The sequence below is a fragment of the Actinomadura graeca genome (assembly GCF_019175365.1).
In the GTDB taxonomy this organism is placed as follows: Bacteria; Actinomycetota; Actinomycetes; order Streptosporangiales; family Streptosporangiaceae; genus Spirillospora; species Spirillospora graeca.
Genome location: NZ_CP059572.1, coordinates 2,526,213 through 2,542,852, shown reverse-complemented (window position 1 = coordinate 2,542,852; position 16,640 = coordinate 2,526,213). Strand labels below are relative to the sequence as shown.

The window sequence follows — 16,640 nt, the reverse complement described above, 5'->3', positions numbered from 1 at the left end:
TTCCGGTCTGGTGCTGTGCGCGCCTACTCGATGTCACCGGCGTCACCGGGATCCGGCTCCCGGGAACGCGGGCGCTCGGCGAGCGGCACCGGCGGGGTGAGGGGGGCGTGCCGCCCGGATCCGGCCCGGACGAGCCCGGCGGCGCGCGCGTCCTGCCGCGCCCGGTCGATGGTGATCACGTCCCAGGCCAGGTTCGCCCGGGCGAGCGCGAGGATGAACAGCCCGCTCAGATCGGCCTCGTACCAGCGCATCCCGTGGCCGGCCGCCCGCGGGAAGGCGTGGTGGTTGTTGTGGAAGGAGTCGCCGAAGGTGGGGATCGCCAGCCAGCCGATGTTGCGGGACTCGTCGGCGGTGCTGAACCGGCGCCTGCCGTAGACGTGCCCGATGGAGTTGACCGCGTACGTCGTGTGGTTGAGCAGGAACAGCCGCACCAGCCCGCCCCAGACGAAGCCGGTGGCCGCCCCGGCGGGGCCGCCGGTCAGCAGGAATCCGAGCACCGCCGGGGCCGCGAGCCCGGCGAGCAGCAAAGAGACGAAGTGCCTGCTGATCCAGCGCAGGTGGCGGTCGCGCACCAGGTCGGGGCAGTACCGCACGGGGTCGGACGTGAGCCTCTCGTCGAGCAGCCATCCGAGGTGGGCGTGCCACAGGCCCCTGAGCACGGCCGTCCGGGTGCGCTCGCCCTGGAAGTACGGGCTGTGCGGGTCGCCGTCGCGGTCCGCGACCCGGTGGTGGCGGCGGTGGTGCGCGACCCAGGTGATGGCCGGGCCCTGGCCCGCGATCGTCCCGGCGACGGCCAGCGCGTCATGGACGGGCCGGTACGTCCGGAAGGACCGGTGCGCGAGGAGCCGGTGGTAGCCCGTGCTGATCCCGATCCCGGCGACCGTGTACATCACGGCCAGCGCGACGAGGTCACCGGGGCCGAACACGCGGTTCCACAGCAGCACCATCGCCGCGGCCGTGCCGACGAGCGGGACGACCGACGCGGTCACGATGAACAGCCGGTGCTCCCTGCCGTTCACGGCGGGTCGCCCCCCGCCCCCCGCCGCCCGCCCAGCGCGACCAGGACGCCCGCGACCACGCTGACCAGCGACACCGCCCCGCAGAAGAGGTACACGTCGAGGTAGTCGCCGGGCTCGGCGGCCGCCCCCAGGGGCAGGATGGCCGCGAGCGCGGCGATCCCGAGCGCGCCCCCCACCTGCCGCGCGGCGGTGTTCAGCCCGATCGCCGCGGCGAACCGCCGCGGGGCCACGGCCATGGCCGCCGCGCTGGACACCCCGCTCGCCAGCGCGCCCATCCCGACCCCGACGACGAGCCCGGTCGGCAGCCAGAAGGTGAGGAACTGCGGGTGCGGGGTCAGCAGCGTGTGGATCCAGGCCGACACCCCGATCATGATCGCCGCGCCGCCGCTGATCGCGACCCACGGCCCGTACCGGGCCGTCACCCGGGACACCATCAGGGCGCTCACGGCCGCGGTGACCGCGCCCGGGCTCTGCGCGAGGCCCGCCTCCAGCTCCGAGTAGTGCCACACCTCGGTGAGGTAGAGGACGCCCACGAGCAGCCACGGGAACAGCGCGGCGCCGTAACAGAACGACCCCAGGTTCGCCATCGCGTACTGGCGCGTACGCCACAGCACGGTCTCGATCGCGGGCACCGGATGCCGGACGGACCGCAGGAGCGCGAACGCCAGCATCAGCGCCCCGGCGGACGTCGAGCCGACCGTGCGGGCGTCCGTCCAATGCCAGCTCTGGCCCTGGGCGACGCCCAGCACCACCGCCCCGATGCCGAGGCCGAGCAGGGCCGTCCCGAGCAGGTCGGGCCACTTCCCGCCGCCCGCCTCGGACCGGGGGAGCGCCGGGATCAGGCAGAGCAGCACCACCCCGACGGGCAGGTTGACGTAGAACAGCGAGCGCCAGTGCAGGGCGTCGACGAGCACCCCGCCCGCGCTCGGCCCGATGGCGGCGGCGACGGCGCTCGTGGCGCCCCACAGGCCGATGGCGCGGGCGATGCGATCGGGCGGTGTGTAGCGCAGCAGCAGGGCGAGCGACGCGGGCACCATGACGGCCGCCCCGGCGCCTTGCAGCGCCCTCCCGGCGAACAGCGCCGGCAGGTTCGGGGACACCGCGCAGAGCAGGGACGCGACGGTGAACAGCCCCATCCCCACCAGGTACACGGTGCGGTGCCCGAGGACGTCCGCCAGCCGCCCGGCCGGGGCCAGCAGCGCCGCGAACACGACCGCGTACAGCGTGATGGTCCAGGTCAGGTCCGTCACGGTCGCGGAGGTGTGGTCGCGGGCGAGGTCCGGGATGGCGAGGTTGATCACCGTCGCGTCGAACATCGCCAGGAACGCCGCGCCCACCGCGACGAGGGGGACGGCGGCGGCGAAGCGGGAGTCGGGCCGCGGGGCGGTCCGGGTGACCGTGCGCATCCTCAGCACCTTCCGGCGGGACGGGCCGCGGCGGGGACGGCCGCCTGAAGCGCGAACGTGGCGTCCAGGATCTCCAGCGCGCGGCCGATCTCCGCGTCGGTGGCCACCATCGGCGGCAGCAATCGGATCGTTCCCGGTGAGCCGAGGCACGGCGACACCAGCAGGCCCGCGGCGGCCAGATCGGCGATCACGGGCCCGGCCGCGCCGCCGCGCACGTCGACGCCCCAGAGCAGGCCGGTTCCGCGCACGTCCGCCACGATGCCGGGATGCCCGGACCGCAGCGTCCGCAGGCCCGCCTCGACGGCCGCGCCGACCTCCCGCGCGCGCTCCGCGAACTCCTCGATGGCGGTCAGCGCGGCGGTGGCCGCGGCGCAGGCCAGCGGATGGCCGCCGAACGTGGAGCTGTGGTAGCCGGGGTTCTCGGCGAGCGGCTGGAACAGCTCGGACGTGGCGACCATCACCGAGATCGGCATGATCCCGCCGCCCAGCGCCTTGCCGAACAGCACCGCGTCCGGGTTCCAGCCCCGCGCCGTCGCCAGGCAGAAGTCGCCGCAGCGGCGCAGCCCCACCTGGATCTCGTCGCTGATCACGAAGGCGCCCGCCGACCGGGCGTCGGCGGCCCACCGCTCCGCGATCTCCGGCGCGAGCGGCCGGACGCCGCCCTCGCCGCGGATCGGCTCGACCACCAGCGCCGCGACGTCCCCGGCGGCGGCCTCGCGGGCGACGGCCTCCGGATCGTCCTCGGGCAGGTGGGCGACGTGGCGCAGGAGCGGCTCCAGGCCCTCGTGGTACACCGCCGCGTGGGTCAGGGCGAGCGCGCCGAGCGTCTTGCCGTGGAAGCCGCCCTCGACCGCGAGCAGGCGCGTCCGGCCCGTCACCCGCATGGCGAGCTTGGTCGCGACCTCGACCGCGTCCGCGCCGTCGCTGCCGATCCACACCCGGCCGAGGTCCGGCTCGCACCGCTCGGTCAGCCGCCGCACGAACTCCGCCACCGCGGGGTTGGCGAGGGAGCGCGTCGCCGCGGGCATCGTCCGGAGCTGCGCGGCGACCGCCGCGGCCACCGGCGGGCACCCGTGGCCGAGCAGCGTCACCCCGTAGGAGCCGAAGTCGACGACCTCGCGGCCGTCGGCCAGCCGGACGGTCGCGCCCGCCGCCGTCTCCTCGTGCGAGCCGTGGCCGGCGTCCCGGTACACGGCGGCGAGCCCGGGGGACATGTGCCGCCGGACGGTCCTGAACACCGTGGAGCCGCTCACCGCGACCATCGCTCACCCCGGTCCAGGGAGCCCGCGTAGCGGCGTGCCACCGCTCCTCGGTCGATCTTGAGGGTGCTCGTCATGAGGCCGTTCTCTCTGGTGAACTCGTCCCTGGTGAACAGGACACGGTGGATCTCCGAAGCGGCCGGGAGATCGGCGTTGATCCCGGCCACGCGCCTGCCGATCCGGTCGGCGGCCTCGTCGGGCGCGTGCGCGCGGAGCGCCACCACGACGCCGACGTAGCCGAGGTCGCCGCCGCCGAGCAGCACGGCCTGCGCCGCGGCGGGATCGGCGAGGATCCGCTGCTCGATCGGCGACGGCGCGATCTTGTACCCGGCCCGGGTGATGATGACGTCCTTCTTGCGGCCGATGACGTACAGGTACCCGTCGCCGTCGAAGCGCCCGAGGTCGCCGGTCGCGATCCAGCCGTCCGGACGGTACGTCGCGGCCTCGACCTCGGGCGGCTCGCCGAGGTAGCCGGGGCTCTGCGGGCGCGGCCAGCGCACCAGGATCTCGCCATCGGGCGCGATCCGCACCGAGCCGGGGAACACCGGCCGCCCCACCGACCCGACGCGGTTGGCGGCGGGGCTGTTCCAGGCGATGAAGCCGGACTCGGTCAGCCCGTACAACTGGAACAGCGGCAGGCCCGCCATGGCGAACACCTCGGCGGTGGACGCGCGCAGCGGCGCCGACCCGCTGAGCATCAGCCGCATCCGGCCGCCGTACGCCGCGTGCGCCTGGCGGAACACCAGGGCGAGGGCGCGGCGCCGGGCCCCGGCGGGCAGCGTGCACCGGATCACCCGGGACAGGGCCCGCAGCGGCGTCCTCAGGTAGGCCGGGCGGCTGCCGAACCGGTTCTCCAGCAGTTCGTAGAACGCCGGCGGCCCGCCCATGATCGTGGGCCGGGCCCGCTTCAGCACCATCAGCATCAGCGGCGAGGGGTCCACGATGACCGCGTCGAACCCGTACCAGAGCGCGCAGTACAGCATGATCCGCTGCTGGAACGTGGCCAGCGGCAGGCCGACGAGGATCCTGTCGTCGCTCCTGAACGCGTGGTGGCGGGCGAACTCGGCGAGGCAGTCCTCGGTGGCGGCGCGGCTGATCTGGATGGCCTTCACCGCGCCCGTCGTGCCGGAGGAGAACACGACCGAGAACACGTCGGGGCCGAGCGGCTCCGGGCTCGGACGCAGCCGGATCTTGCGGCCGTCCGGCGGGCCGGTCGTCAGCGGTGCCACCGCGTCCCCCGCGCCCGCGCAGCGGTCCTCGTCGGCCAGGAGCAGTTCGAGCCCGTACCGCTCCGCGAGCTCGTCCGCGGGCACCCCGGCGAACTCCGCCGACGGCAGCGTCACCGTCACGCAGCCGAGGTCGAGCAGCGCCAGCTCGTGCGCCACCCAGGCGTAGGAGTTGCCGCCCCACAGCCCGACGCGGGTGCCCGCGGCGACCCCGGCGTCCTTCAGCCGCTCCTGGATCCGGCGGACGTCGGCGTACAGCTCCGGGTACGGCCGCCGGACGAGCTCGGTGCCGACGAGGTGGTGGACGGCGCCGTCCTCCAGCTCCAGCAGCCGGGGCACCAGGTCGGCCAGCGCCCTGGCCCGCGTCTCAGCCGGCATCGGCCAGCTCCTCGACCACCGCGACCAGGTCGTCGATCGTCTCGATCTCGGCGCGCCGCCCGGCGAGGGCGACCAGGTCGATCTCGAACTCCTCGGCGAGGCGGACGGCCAGCGCCGCCGTCGCGAGCGAGTCCATCCCGAGGTCCTGGCCGAGCCGCGCCCCGCCGGCCGCCGCGCGGGACGCCGACTCCGGGCGGACCTCCGCCAGCAGCGCGACCACCCTGCGGCGCGCGCTTCGTTGCGGGAACAGCCTCATCGTGCCTCCGAACCGGATCTCGTGAGCAGCCCGCGGAACGAGCCGAACGCCGTGCGCATCGCCTCGGCGCAGGCGGGGGACAGGACCGGGAGCTCGAACGACCCGTGCACCAGGGCGTCGAACCGGTGCCGCACCACGGGCACCCCGGCGCCGGCGAGGGCCGCCGCGTACGCCTCGCCCTCGTCGCGCAGCGGGTCGTGGCCCATGGTCACCACCACGGCGGGCGGCAGGCCGGCGAGCCGGCCGAGGATCGGCGACGCCAGCGGCGATGCCGCGCCGGGCCGGTAGCACGACCGGAACCAGCGCATCGCGTCGGCGGTGAGCAGGTGGCCGGTCCCGTACGTCCGCCGCGACGGGTAGCCGGCGTCCTCCCGCATGTCGGTCACCGGGTAGGTGAGCAGTTGCGCGCTCGGCCGCGGCCCGCCGCCCCCGGCGCCCACCTGCGCCGTCACGGTCGCCAGGTTCGCTCCGGCGCTGTCGCCCGCGACCGCCGGGGGGCCGGGCAGGCCGCCGAGGGCGTCCACGTTCCGGGCCGCCCACGCGACGGCCCGGACGGCGTCGTCCACCGCCGCCGGGAACGGCCACTCCGGGGCCCGCCGGTAGGCGACGGAGACGACGGCGGCGCCGGTCTCGCGGCACAGCCACCGGCAGTGGTTGTCGTGCGTGTCCAGGTCGCCGAGGACGAACCCGCCGCCGTGGAAGTACACGACGGTCGGGACGGGGCCCTGCGACTCCGGCCTGTAGACGCGGGCGTCCATGCCTTCGACCGAGAGCGGCTCGACGGCGCGCACGGACGCCACGGAGGCGGGCGACCGCGCCGTGACGGTCAGCGCCCGCAGGCCCGCCCGCGCCCGCTCCGGGTCGAACCCGCCCTCACCGGGCCCCTGGGCCAGCGCCAGGATCGCCCTGACCGTGGGGTCGACGGGCACCGCGGGATCCGCCCCGACCTGACCGATCATGAGCCGGGTCCGGACATCCGCACGTGGACGCGGGGACGCGTCCGGTCCTGCGGGGCGAACCCGACCACGAACGCGGCGCCCGCGCGTCCGACCGTGGCGGTGGTGGCCTCGCCCGCCGCGAAGCCGAGGCGGTACCAGCCCTCCCACACGTGCCGGTCCGGCACCGGGATCCCGGCGTCGGCCAGGGCGTTCTCGGCGCGCTCGGCGTAGCTGGGGAAGGAGACGTGGCGGTTGGTCACGTCGGTCTCGCGGGCCGTCCAGCGGAACGAGCCGGTGGCCACCGGCTCGCCCGCCTCCGGGTACGGCTCGATCGGGGGCAGCTCCTCGAACGGGCAGTCCAGCCCGCCGGGCGGCGCCGCGGCGACCTTGGGCGACCCGTCGCGGACGTCGACCCACACGGTGTCGGAGGTCAGGTCGGCGATGACGAGGCCGTCGGCGTCGCGCCGGACGGCCAGGCGGTCCACGAACCCGAACTCCGGGTCCCGGCCGGGACGCGGCCTTCGCCCGTGGGAGATGGCGTGCTCGACCGTCACCGCGTCGCTCGGGCGGCAGCCCCCCTCCAGGACGCGGACGACGGTGTGGCGGGCCATGAGGACGTGCCCCGTGGACGTCCAGAACTCCTCGCGGGTGGTGCCGGAGACCGGCAGCCACCACTGCGGCCCGGTGCGCTCCATGAAGCGGAAGAGCTCCTGGGCCTGGAGGGTGCCGCGGCCGGTGATCCCGTAGAAGACCAGTTCCTCCGCCGACCGCAGGGGGCCGGTGCCGTCGTGCCGCACGGTCACCCCGCACCCCCGCCACCGGTGCCGCCGGCCTCGATCGCCGTGTCGATCTCGCGCTTGCGCTGGGCGAGCTCGATCTCGCGGGCGGCGCGCTCGTCGGCGGCCATGATGTCGTGCAGGTCGCCCTTCGCGAAGCGGAGCAGGCCGAGCCTGCCGAGCCCCTCCTGCATCTTCGGCCCGAACAGGTGGATGCTCTTCAATGCCGGGACGATCCGCGAGAACAGCCGGTAGCGGAAGACGCGCAGCGACGCCGACTCCCTGGTGATCTCGATGCACTCCCGCGTGCCGTAGTCGAGGTTGGACCAGAGCTCCTCGCCGGCGAACCGGTCGTGCAGCACGTGGCACGCCTCCAGGGCGAACTCCTCGCGCTCGCTCCGCTCGGCGTCGGTGATCTCCCGGTAGTACTCGCTCAGCGCGTGCTGGCCGAACGCGACGTGCCGCGCCTCGTCCTGGAGGACATAGGCGTTGAACGCCTTCGCCAGCGGGTCGGTCATCATGTCGCGCTGGATCCCGAAGGACGCCAGCGCCAGCCCCTCGATCAGGACCTGCATTCCCAGGTAGGTGAAGTCCCACCGGCTGTCGCGGACGATCGCCTCCAGCAGCCCCTGGAGCGAGCTCGTGACCCCGTAGCCGACGCCGATCTTCTCCCGCAGGTACCGGCTGAATCCCTCGACGTGCCGCGCCTCGTCCATGACCTGGGTGGAGGCGAAGAATTTGGCGTTGATATCGGGGACCATCTGCACGACCCGGGCGGCGCAGACGAGGGCGCCCTGCTCACCGTGCAGGAACTGCGAATACGTCCAGCCGGCGGTGTGCACGCGCACGTGCGCGCGCTCTTTCTCGGGCAGCCGGTCCCAGAGTTCGGAGTCGGCGATCCAGATCAGCTCGTCGGGCATCCCCAGCGGGTCGGACGGATCGACCTCGTGGCTCCAGTCGAGCCGCTCGTCCGCGTCCCACTGCCGCTGCTTCCCCTTGGTGTACAGCCGCAGGAGCCGTTCTGCCGGACGGTCGTACTCCCATGTGAACAGCGCCTCGCCGCCCGCCGGGACGGCCCAGGTCCCGGCCAGGTCCGCGAGGCCGGCCGCGGTCTGGTGCTCCACCGGTCCCCGCTCACGCCTGGTGTTCGGAGAGGGCCTGGTTCGCGACGGTGACGATGTCGCCGACGGTCTTCATGGCGAGCGCCCTTTCCAGCTCGAACTCGAACTCGAAACGATCTTCCAGGGCGAACACGACGTCGGCGATCTGGAGGCTGGACAGCCCCAGTCCCTCCAGCTCGGTGTCCTGGTCGAGTTCCGCTCCGGCGGGAATCTTGTTCCGCAGCTTCTTCCGGATCATGGCGATCACTTCGTCGGGATTTATCAAGCTGACCTCATTCCAGCGGCTGCGTCACCTACCGACGTTATAAGCGATTCCGTCACCGCCCAACAAGGAGCGGCGACTCGGGTGTACCCACCGTGTACCTTGCGTAGACCTGCCATAGACCGAGTGAGAACCGAAAGAGGACCGTGATGTCGGACTATGTAGGTAATTACAAATGCGCGATCGTGGGGGCGCGCATCGGACGGGAACGGGGGTCACGAACCGGATGGAATTGCTGCGATTCGCGCACGGGGACGGTGAACTGAGCGTCCGCGACATGATCGAGGACGACATCGGGGCGTTCGTCGCGTACTGGCACGACGGAATCGCCGACCTGGACTTCCTCGGCATCGACCGGGCGAGGCTCGGCACCCGGGAGGAGACCCGGGAGCGCTTCCGCGCGATGTGCCGCCGCGACGGGCGGCGCGACGCCGCCCTCGGCTACACCTTCCGCCGGGACGACGACGTCATCGGCTACACCAACATCAACATCCTGGGGCGCCCTTACGGCTACGTCCACGTCCACCTCACCGACCCGGAGGCGCGCGGGCGCGGCTTCACCTCCGCGATCCTGTGGCACAGCCTGCCGGTGATCGCCGATCACGTCCTCGCGGAATACCCGATCGACGGCCTGGTCCTGGAGACCCGGACCCGCAACGAGGGGATCGGCCGCGTCGTCCGGGGGATCGGCCTGCGGCCGCGGTTCACCGGCCATCTGGAGGACCCCGACGGGCTGGCCGGCCCCGGGGAGTTCGCGGTCTTCCACCTGGACGCCGTCACCATCAAGACGCTGATCGCGGAGGCCGGCCGATGATCGAGACCGAGACGGCGCTGGCACCGCTGGACACCGACGTCCGCTACCGGCTCCGCGTCCTGCACGACGACGCCGCCGAGGACGACCGGGCGGTCGCGCTGGGCCTGCTCGCGGCGGGCCGCGCGGGGGGACCGGAGACGTTGGCGGAGCCGGGCGGCGACCGGGCGGCCGTCGCCCGGATCCTCGACCGGGTGGACGGCCGCGACCGCGCGCTGTTCTACGACGCCTGGTACCGGATGAAGATCCCCTACGGGGAGGCCGAGCCGGACTCCTGGTACGTCCTGGCGCTCGCGCTCGGCCGCACGTCCGGGGACCTGCCCGCGGCCCTGGACCTGCACGCCCGCGTGCTCCTGCTGCTGGCGGACGCCGAGGACCCCGCGGCGGTCTTCGCCCGCGAGTTCGGGCTCACCGGCGAACCGGCGGGAACGCTGAAGGACGCCGTCCTCGCCGGGGCCCCGTTCTTGCGGGCGACCCCGAAGCCCTGGCGGGCGCGCCTGCGGGATCGGGCGCTCGCCGTCTGGACGGGCCTGCGGGAGGAGGAGCGCCCGCTGCTGCTGCTGGAGTTCAGGCAGCGCGTCGAGGGCTTGGAGCAGGTCAGGTTCTTCCTGGACGGCCGGACCGAGGACAACCGCGGCGTCGGCGCGGTGCTCCAGCGCTGCGCGAGCACCGACCCGGCGGCGTGGACGGACTCGCAGCTGGCGGTCGCCACCCTCGCGCTGATGTGGCGGGAGGCGGGGTTCTGCCTCCAGGAGCTCAACCAGTCGATCATCTCGCTGCCGCTGGTCGCCGATTTCGTGGTCCGCCGCGTGCGCGCCTACGAGCAGGTGCTCGGCATCCCCCCGGCGCCCCTGCCCGAGGGGATCGCGGACCTCGCCAGGCTGTACGGCGGGCTGCGAGTCCGGATCGAACGGGACCATCTGCGCTGCCTCCAGTTCGACGGCTCCAACTGGGAGCGCCGCGAGTTCCTCGTCCCGCGCCGGTCCTGCGCGGAGGCGCTGCCGCTGCCGGCCACGCTGCGCGGGCGGCTGGAGACGGCGTTCGGCGCGCCGCTGGCCGGGGAGGGCCCCGCGGCGTGGGCGGCCGCCGTGGACAACGCGGTGGCGGCGGGCCTGACGCCCACCGACGTGATCAGGACGCTGGGGGCGTGGGCGGTCGCCGACGAGCTGCTGCCCGTCGACTACGCGATCTTCACCGCGCCGATGTCGAACGCCAAGCTGGCGGCGCCCTGGACGCTCGATTACGAGGACGTGTTCTGCTACACCGCCTTCGCCGGCGGATTCGACTGGTCGGCCGAGGGCGTGCCGTTCGACTTCGTCAGGATCGCCAACGCGATCGGCCAGCGGCTCCGTTACAACGTGGTCAAGAAGGCGCAGAACTACACCCTCGTGCGCCGTTTCAAGGCCCAGTCCTTCAACGTCCCGGACATCGCGGTCGCCGAGGACGCCAACCACGAGGGCCACCGCGCGGCCGGGATCCGGATGAGCTGCCGTGTCCCCACCCACGTGCACCACGAGGGGATCACCTGGAAGGGCCTGGCGGACATCCGGCTGAACCGCACGTTCTACCGCGAGCACCTGGAGTTCCGCCCGTCCGACATTCCCGCCGCGAGCCGGCTGGCGGAATGGCTTGGATGGATCGCGGACGCGGTGTACGAACGGGGCCTGGAATTCGACGCGAAGTACGGGAAGAAGCTTCCCCGGACGGAGGGGGCCGCGTGATGTCACCGGAACGCCTTTCCGACGGCCGGCTGGTCGTCCGGTACGAGGGACGCGAATACGAGATCCCGGAACAGTGCCCGCACCGCGGCGCCCCGCTCGCCGAGGGATATCTGAACGGGCCGTTCCTGCGCTGCGCCTGGCACGGCGCGACATTCGACGTCCGGACCGGTGACCGTCTGCGCGGGCCGGCATGCCCGAAACTGCCGGCCCCCGCCTCCGCCGGCACGGTCGAGAGAAGCTGAGAGGGGATTCCGAGAATGGCGTTCGTGATCACACAGCCGTGTGAGGGAGTGAAGGACGGGGCGTGCGTGGACGTCTGCCCCGCCGACTGCATCGAGACGGACGAGGCGGCCGAGCAGTACTTCATCGATCCGGAGCGGTGCATCGACTGTGACGTGTGCGTCACGGTCTGCCCGGTCGACGCGATCTACCGGGAGTCCGAGGTGCCCGAGGAGTGGCTGCCCTACATCGGGCGCAACGCGGGGTTCTTCGCAGTGGAGGAGGCTGAGGCGTCGTGAAGGCGCCGGTCCGCAAGGAGGAGCTCACGATCCTGCGCTGGGCGGACAGCGAGATCGGCGCGGGCCTGACCACGCTGTCCATCCCGCACCGGGAGTGCCCGGTGACGATGCACGGGGCGGTCGACGCCACGGGGCGGGGCCTGGTCGGGAACGGCCGCATCGGGGCGGACGTGATCCGGCTCGCGGCGGGTGCCGGCTTCGCGCCGCACACCCATCCCGGCCACCACGTCCTCGCCGTCCTCGCGGGCGTCGGGACGATCACCTACGGCGGGCGGGTGCACCGGACCGAGGCGGGCCAGATCTATCTCGTCGAGGGCGAGGTCCCGCACGCGGTCGGGGCCATCAGCGATCATCTCATCCTCGCCGTCGGCGCACCGCACAAGCCGGTCGACTCGGCCGACCGGATGGACCTCGTCCCGTACACCGAGGTGCTCGCGCCCGACGGCGACCTGGACTGCCTGATCTGCGAGATGTCGGCCGCGCTCCCGGACCGCCTGCACGACCGGGGGTGCCCGCACTGCCCGTGCACGGCGTGCGTCAGGACGGCGTGACCCGGTCCGCCCGCCGCCGGGGGGCGGGCCGGGCCGCACCCGTCCCCCGGGCCGGACGTCCTACAGCGGGTCGTCGAGGAGGATGCGGCTGTGGAGGGTCCGCAGGTCGCGGCTGGGCTCCAGGCCGATGCTCTTCACGATGATCGCCCGGAACTCCAGGTAGGCCGCGAGGGAGTCGGCCCGCCGTCCCTCCCGGTGGAGCGCGACCATCAGCAGCGACCAGAGCCGCTCGCGCAGCGGCTCCTCGCAGACCGCCGTCCGCAGGTAGTCGATGGCGTCCCCGTAGCGGCCGAGCCGGATGAGCGCCGCCGCGAGGTCCTGGACGACCGCGAGCCGTTTCTCGTTCAGGCGGGTCGCGGCGTCCCGGATCGGGCCGCCGCAGGGGAGCACGTCCTGGAGCGCCTCGCCGCGCCACAGGGCGGTGGCCCGCTGTAAGTGCTGGACGGCCCGCGCGTCGTCCCCGTCCTGCGCGGCCCGGGTGCCGGCCTGGACCAGCGCCTCGAAGAGCAGCACGTCCACGAGTTCCACGGGCACGAGGAGCCGGTAGCCGCGCGGGACGGTCTCGATCAGGGCCCCGGCCTGGCAGACCTGGGGGCGCAGCACCGAGATGTAGGTCTTGACGTTGCCCTTGGCTGACGACGGCGGGTCGCCCGGCCACATGCCGTCCACGAGCTGGTCCGTCGAGACGGCGTGGTTGGCCCGGAGCAGCAGCAGGGCGAGGAGCTGGCGGTGTTTCACGCGGTTCACCCTGATGCGGCGGCCATTGATGTCCTGGACTTCCAATCCCCCTAGGAGGAAGAACCTCATCGTGAGCCCGCCTTGATCAACTTCGGTCGAAGCCCCTGCCGAGTTGTTCACTCCGCACATGGCTGCGTGGATGGGGGCCGGCGGGTCCCCGCTACCGCGCCGACCGGGAGCTGCCGCCGGCCGTGCGGCGCTGGGGGCCGCGATGGTCCACGCTGGCGACAGAACCATTATGCAGGCGCCCGACAATCCGCCGAGTTGAACCGGCAGCCGACAGTGCCCTCCATTCCGTCCGCTTCCGTACGACGTCGGAGCCGTGACCCACCCGATCGTCCGTCCTGAGCGGCCCGCGCGGGCCGGTCGCGGGCCGGGCCCGCGCCGCATGGCCGGGTACGGTCACCGGCCGGTGCCGGAACGCGAGGCGCCGAGCATCGCCCGCACCTCCTCGGCCTCGGGGACGCCGAGCTCGGTGTAGGCGGCCAGCGCCTGTGTCCACCGCTCGGCGGCCTGGCGCCGGTGCCCGAGCCCGTGGTGGGCGCGGGCGATGCCGTCGAGGGCGCGGGCCCGCTCGTACCGGCTGCCGATCTCGCCCGCGAGCGCGAGCGCGTCCTGGTGGCGGGTGAGGGCACGGCCCGGATCGCCGGTGCGCCGGGCGGCCTCGCCGAGCCCGTTCAGCGCCTCGGTCTCCAGCGGGCGGTTGGCGGTCTCGCGGGCCAGGTCGAGCGCCTCGCGGAGACGCGCTGCCGCCTCCTCGTCGTCCCCGAGGCGCGCGTGGGCGGTGCCGAGCTCGCACAGCGCGGAGCCTTCGAGCAGGCCGTTCGCGGTCTCGCGGGCCAGGTCGAGGGCCCGGCGGAGGTGCGCGACCGCCTCCTCGCAGCGTCCGACGCGCCCGTAGATGGCACCGAGCTCGTACAGTGCCAGGCCCTCCAGGAGACGGCTGGCTATCGGCTGGGCCAGGTCGAGTGCCCGGTTGAGGTGCGCGAACGCCTCCTCGTGGCGTCCGATCCGCCCGTAGACGCCGCCGAGTTCGTTGAGGACGAACGGCTCGCGCCTGCGGTCGCCGATGTCGCGCGCCAGGTCGAGGGCCCGCTCGTAGTGGGAGATGGCGTCGTCATGGCGTCCCTGCCGCCGGTACAGGCTCCCGAGGCCCTCCAGCGCCCCGCAGTGGAGGGCGAAGTCGCCGGTGTCGCGCGCCGCCGCCAGCGCCTGCCGGTAGTGGACGAGCGCCTCCTCGCCGCGTCCCAGGTGCCACAGCGTCGGGCCGAGGTTGCCGAGGATGCGGCCCCGGAGGGTGCGGTCGCCGGTGTCGCACGCCAGCGTGAGGGCCTGCTCGTAGTGGACGAGGGCCTGGTCGTTGCGCCCGTGGTGCCGGTGGAAGAGGCCGAGGTAGTGCAGCGCGTGGCCTTCGAGGTCGCGGTCGCCGGTGTCGCGGGCCGACGTGAGCGCGTGCGTGTACAGGCGGAGGGCCTCGTCGTGGCCGCCCCGGTGCTCGAAGTAGCACCACAGGGTGTTGGACAGGTCGGCGACGTGGGCGGGCCAGCCGTGCTCGGCGGCATGGGTCGCGGCCGCGACCAGGTTCGGCCGCTCGGCCTCCAGCCACGCCACGGCCTCGTCGGGGTCGGCGAACGAGGGGGCCGGGGTCGAGGACGCGGGGATGCTGGGCAGGTACGGCTGGTCGTGGCAGTCGACGGCCTTCACCGCGAGCGCGGCGGTGTGCCGGTAGTGGTCGAGCGTCCGGGTCAGCGCCGCCTGCCGGTCGGCTTCGCTGTCCTCGCCGTCGGACAGGTGGACGGCGTGCAGCCGGAGCAGGTCGTGCAGGCGGTACCGGTCGGCGTGGGGCTGCTCCAGGAGATGGACGTCGACGAGGTGCTCCAGCACGCGGGCGGCCTCGTCCAGCCCGACGTCCGCGAGGGCCGCGGCCGCATGGGCGTCGAAGTCGCCGCCCGGGTGCACGCCCAGCATCCGGAACTGGCGCCGCTGGTCGCGGGTGAGGTGCTGGTACGACAGGGCGAAGGCGGCGGCGACGTCGCGGTCGCCGACGGCCAGCTCCGTCAGCCGCCGCTTCTGCCGCAGCCGCTCGATCAGGTGGGCGAGGTCCCAGACGGGGCGGGCGCGCAGGCGGGCGGCGGCGATGCGGATCGCCAGGGGCAGGTAGCCGCACAGCCGCACCACCTCCTGGACGTCCCGCGGGTCGCCGGGCGGGCGGGTGTCGCCGGCGACGCGGGTGAACAGCGCCGCCGCGTCCTCCGGGGACAGCACGCCGAGGGACAGGGTGCGGGCGGCCTCCAGGTCGGGGAGCCGCCGGCGGCTGGTGATCAGCACCAGGCAGCCGGGCGTCCCGGGCAGCAGCGGGCGCACCTGCGCGGCGCTGGCGGCGTTGTCCAGGACGACGAGGGCACGGCGCCCGGCGAGCTGGGCGCGCCACAGCGCGGCCCGCTCCTCGACCCCCTCCGGGATCTTCTCCGAGGGGACCTCCATCGCGCGCAGTAACGTCTCCAGCGCGGCGGCGGGGCCGAGCGGCTCCTGCTCGGCGGTGTGGGCGAACAGGTCGATGAACACCTGGGCGTCGGGGTACCGGTCCGTCAGCCGGTGGGCGGCGTGCACGGCCAGGGTGGTCTTGCCGATCCCGGCCATCCCGTCGATCGCGCTGATCACCACGGCGCCCGCGGCGTGCCCGTCCGCCGGCAGCGCGGAGCGGAGCCGCTCCAGCTCGGCCGTGCGCCCGGTGAAGTCGGTGATGTCACGCGGCAGGAAATGGTGCGAGCCGCGGGCGGGCGGCGCGGCGAGACCGGCCTCACCGGCGAGGATCTGCTGGTGGGACCGCTGGAGCTCCGCCCCCGGCTCGATCCCGAGATGGTCGACCAGCACCCGCCGGGCCTGCTGGAACGCCTGGAGCGCCTCGGCCTGCCGCCCGGCCCGCGACAGCGCCAGCATGTACAGGCCGGTGAGGCGTTCCCGCAGCGGATACTCCCGCACCCACTGGGCCAGCTCCGTCGACAGCCGGTGGTGCCGGCCGAGGGTGAGCTCCAGGTCGGCGGACTCCTCCAGGACGGTGAGGCGCTTCTCCTCCAGCAGGGCCCGCTGCGGCTCCAGCGCCGGGCTGTCCAGTCCCGCGAGGGCCGAGCCGCGCCACAGCGCCAGCGCGGCGCGGAACCCGGCGACGGCGTCCCCGGTCTGGCGGTCGGCCGCGTGCCGCCGGGCCCGTGCGACCCTGTCGTCGAAAAGGCTCGCGTCGAGCGCGCCGGTGTCGACGCGGAGCCGGTACCCGGTCTGGCCCGCCGACATCAGCCCCGCCTCACCGGTGCCGTTCAGCAGCCGGCGCAGATCGGAAACAATGTTGCGGACCTGTTTCCTGGCGGTCGCCGGCGGATTCTCATACCAGGCGACATCGATCAGCCGGGACACCGGGACCACGCGGTTGGCGGACAGCAAAAAGGCGGTCAGCACCTTTTGGTGGCGTGCCGGTCCCGGATCCAGCAGCTGCCCGTCCTTTCGGATCTCCAGCGGACCCAGGATCCCGAATTCCATCGCCACTCCCCCTCGGGTCATGATCTTCGACCGCGACGCCCCCCAACCCCACACCCCGCCCCATCGCCTCAGCAAGCGATTCGGATGCTTGCGACCGTTTGCAGCCAACATCGATCCAGCGGCGTC

Annotated in this window: 16 protein-coding genes; 5 read left to right on the top strand and 11 right to left on the bottom strand. The window is 73.7% G+C overall.

Annotated elements, in window-relative coordinates; all coding sequences use genetic code 11:
• Positions 1-23: 23 nt before the first annotated feature.
• From AGRA3207_RS11480 to AGRA3207_RS11440, 9 genes are read right to left on the bottom strand one after another with little or no spacing between them, the layout of a single operon-like run.
• Positions 24-1,019 (bottom strand): acyl-CoA desaturase, encoded by a 996-nt coding sequence (locus tag AGRA3207_RS11480; RefSeq protein WP_231334581.1) that lies wholly within the window; start codon positions 1,017-1,019, stop codon positions 24-26.
• The gene (locus AGRA3207_RS11475; protein ID WP_231334580.1) at positions 1,016-2,425 is read right to left on the bottom strand and encodes an MFS transporter; all 1,410 of its coding nucleotides are present in this window, start codon (positions 2,423-2,425) and stop codon (positions 1,016-1,018) included. The genes AGRA3207_RS11480 and AGRA3207_RS11475 overlap by 4 nt, the downstream gene beginning before the upstream one ends.
• A gap of 2 nt (positions 2,426-2,427) precedes the next feature.
• The gene (locus AGRA3207_RS11470; RefSeq protein ID WP_231334579.1) at positions 2,428-3,687 is read right to left on the bottom strand and encodes an aspartate aminotransferase family protein; all 1,260 of its coding nucleotides are present in this window, start codon (positions 3,685-3,687) and stop codon (positions 2,428-2,430) included.
• On the bottom strand, positions 3,675-5,288 hold the full coding sequence (locus AGRA3207_RS11465; RefSeq protein WP_231334578.1) for an AMP-binding protein: 1,614 nt from the start codon (positions 5,286-5,288) through the stop codon (positions 3,675-3,677). The genes AGRA3207_RS11470 and AGRA3207_RS11465 overlap by 13 nt, the downstream gene beginning before the upstream one ends.
• Complete coding sequence (locus tag AGRA3207_RS11460) at positions 5,278-5,544, bottom strand: phosphopantetheine-binding protein (RefSeq protein WP_231334577.1); 267 nt, start codon at positions 5,542-5,544, stop codon at positions 5,278-5,280. The genes AGRA3207_RS11465 and AGRA3207_RS11460 overlap by 11 nt, the downstream gene beginning before the upstream one ends.
• Complete coding sequence (locus tag AGRA3207_RS11455) at positions 5,541-6,503, bottom strand: alpha/beta hydrolase (RefSeq protein ID WP_231334576.1); 963 nt, start codon at positions 6,501-6,503, stop codon at positions 5,541-5,543. Before AGRA3207_RS11455 ends, AGRA3207_RS11460 begins: the two co-directional genes overlap by 4 nt.
• Entirely contained in the window at positions 6,500-7,285 is a 786-nt protein-coding gene (locus AGRA3207_RS11450) for a hypothetical protein (RefSeq protein WP_231334575.1), read from the bottom strand. The genes AGRA3207_RS11455 and AGRA3207_RS11450 overlap by 4 nt, the downstream gene beginning before the upstream one ends.
• Entirely contained in the window at positions 7,282-8,382 is a 1,101-nt protein-coding gene (locus tag AGRA3207_RS11445) for a ferritin-like domain-containing protein (protein WP_231334574.1), read from the bottom strand. The genes AGRA3207_RS11450 and AGRA3207_RS11445 overlap by 4 nt, the downstream gene beginning before the upstream one ends.
• A 10-nt stretch (positions 8,383-8,392) precedes the next feature.
• Complete coding sequence (locus tag AGRA3207_RS11440; protein ID WP_231334573.1) at positions 8,393-8,617, bottom strand: acyl carrier protein; 225 nt, start codon at positions 8,615-8,617, stop codon at positions 8,393-8,395.
• Between the two features lie 250 nt (positions 8,618-8,867).
• Between AGRA3207_RS11440 and AGRA3207_RS11435 the strand changes: the two genes are divergently transcribed.
• From AGRA3207_RS11435 to AGRA3207_RS11415, 5 genes are read left to right on the top strand one after another with little or no spacing between them, the layout of a single operon-like run.
• On the top strand, positions 8,868-9,455 hold the full coding sequence (locus tag AGRA3207_RS11435) for a GNAT family N-acetyltransferase (protein ID WP_231334572.1): 588 nt from the start codon (positions 8,868-8,870) through the stop codon (positions 9,453-9,455).
• Entirely contained in the window at positions 9,452-11,173 is a 1,722-nt protein-coding gene (locus AGRA3207_RS11430) for a hypothetical protein (protein WP_231334571.1), read from the top strand. Before AGRA3207_RS11435 ends, AGRA3207_RS11430 begins: the two co-directional genes overlap by 4 nt.
• Positions 11,173-11,415 (top strand): Rieske 2Fe-2S domain-containing protein, encoded by a 243-nt coding sequence (locus AGRA3207_RS11425; protein WP_231334570.1) that lies wholly within the window; start codon positions 11,173-11,175, stop codon positions 11,413-11,415. Before AGRA3207_RS11430 ends, AGRA3207_RS11425 begins: the two co-directional genes overlap by 1 nt.
• A 24-nt stretch (positions 11,416-11,439) precedes the next feature.
• Entirely contained in the window at positions 11,440-11,691 is a 252-nt protein-coding gene (locus AGRA3207_RS11420) for an indolepyruvate ferredoxin oxidoreductase subunit alpha (protein WP_420830881.1), read from the top strand.
• The gene (locus AGRA3207_RS11415) at positions 11,688-12,242 is read left to right on the top strand and encodes a cupin domain-containing protein (protein WP_231334568.1); all 555 of its coding nucleotides are present in this window, start codon (positions 11,688-11,690) and stop codon (positions 12,240-12,242) included. The genes AGRA3207_RS11420 and AGRA3207_RS11415 overlap by 4 nt, the downstream gene beginning before the upstream one ends.
• Before the next feature lie 60 nt (positions 12,243-12,302).
• Here AGRA3207_RS11415 and AGRA3207_RS11410 read toward each other — a convergent pair whose 3' ends face one another.
• The gene (locus AGRA3207_RS11410) at positions 12,303-12,980 is read right to left on the bottom strand and encodes an AfsR/SARP family transcriptional regulator (protein ID WP_231334567.1); all 678 of its coding nucleotides are present in this window, start codon (positions 12,978-12,980) and stop codon (positions 12,303-12,305) included.
• 402 nt (positions 12,981-13,382) lie between these two features.
• Positions 13,383-16,514: an AfsR/SARP family transcriptional regulator gene (locus tag AGRA3207_RS11405; protein WP_231334566.1), complete on the bottom strand. Its 3,132-nt coding sequence runs from the start codon at positions 16,512-16,514 to the stop codon at positions 13,383-13,385.
• Positions 16,515-16,640 lie beyond the last annotated feature (126 nt).

Bases quoted from the DNA above. Each gene is read 5' to 3' on its own strand.
- AGRA3207_RS11455 (WP_231334576.1), bottom strand. From the start codon at position 6,503: ATGATCGGTCAGGTCGGGGCGGATCCCGCGGTGCCCGTCGACCCCACG.
- AGRA3207_RS11425 (WP_231334570.1), top strand. From the start codon at position 11,173: ATGTCACCGGAACGCCTTTCCGACGGCCGGCTGGTCGTCCGGTACGAG.
- AGRA3207_RS11435 (WP_231334572.1), top strand. From the start codon at position 8,868: ATGGAATTGCTGCGATTCGCGCACGGGGACGGTGAACTGAGCGTCCGC.
- AGRA3207_RS11405 (WP_231334566.1), bottom strand. From the start codon at position 16,514: ATGGAATTCGGGATCCTGGGTCCGCTGGAGATCCGAAAGGACGGGCAG.
- AGRA3207_RS11430 (WP_231334571.1), top strand. From the start codon at position 9,452: ATGATCGAGACCGAGACGGCGCTGGCACCGCTGGACACCGACGTCCGC.
- AGRA3207_RS11475 (WP_231334580.1), bottom strand. From the start codon at position 2,425: ATGCGCACGGTCACCCGGACCGCCCCGCGGCCCGACTCCCGCTTCGCC.
- AGRA3207_RS11465 (WP_231334578.1), bottom strand. From the start codon at position 5,288: ATGCCGGCTGAGACGCGGGCCAGGGCGCTGGCCGACCTGGTGCCCCGG.
- AGRA3207_RS11460 (WP_231334577.1), bottom strand. From the start codon at position 5,544: ATGAGGCTGTTCCCGCAACGAAGCGCGCGCCGCAGGGTGGTCGCGCTG.
- AGRA3207_RS11470 (WP_231334579.1), bottom strand. From the start codon at position 3,687: ATGGTCGCGGTGAGCGGCTCCACGGTGTTCAGGACCGTCCGGCGGCAC.
- AGRA3207_RS11440 (WP_231334573.1), bottom strand. From the start codon at position 8,617: ATGATCCGGAAGAAGCTGCGGAACAAGATTCCCGCCGGAGCGGAACTC.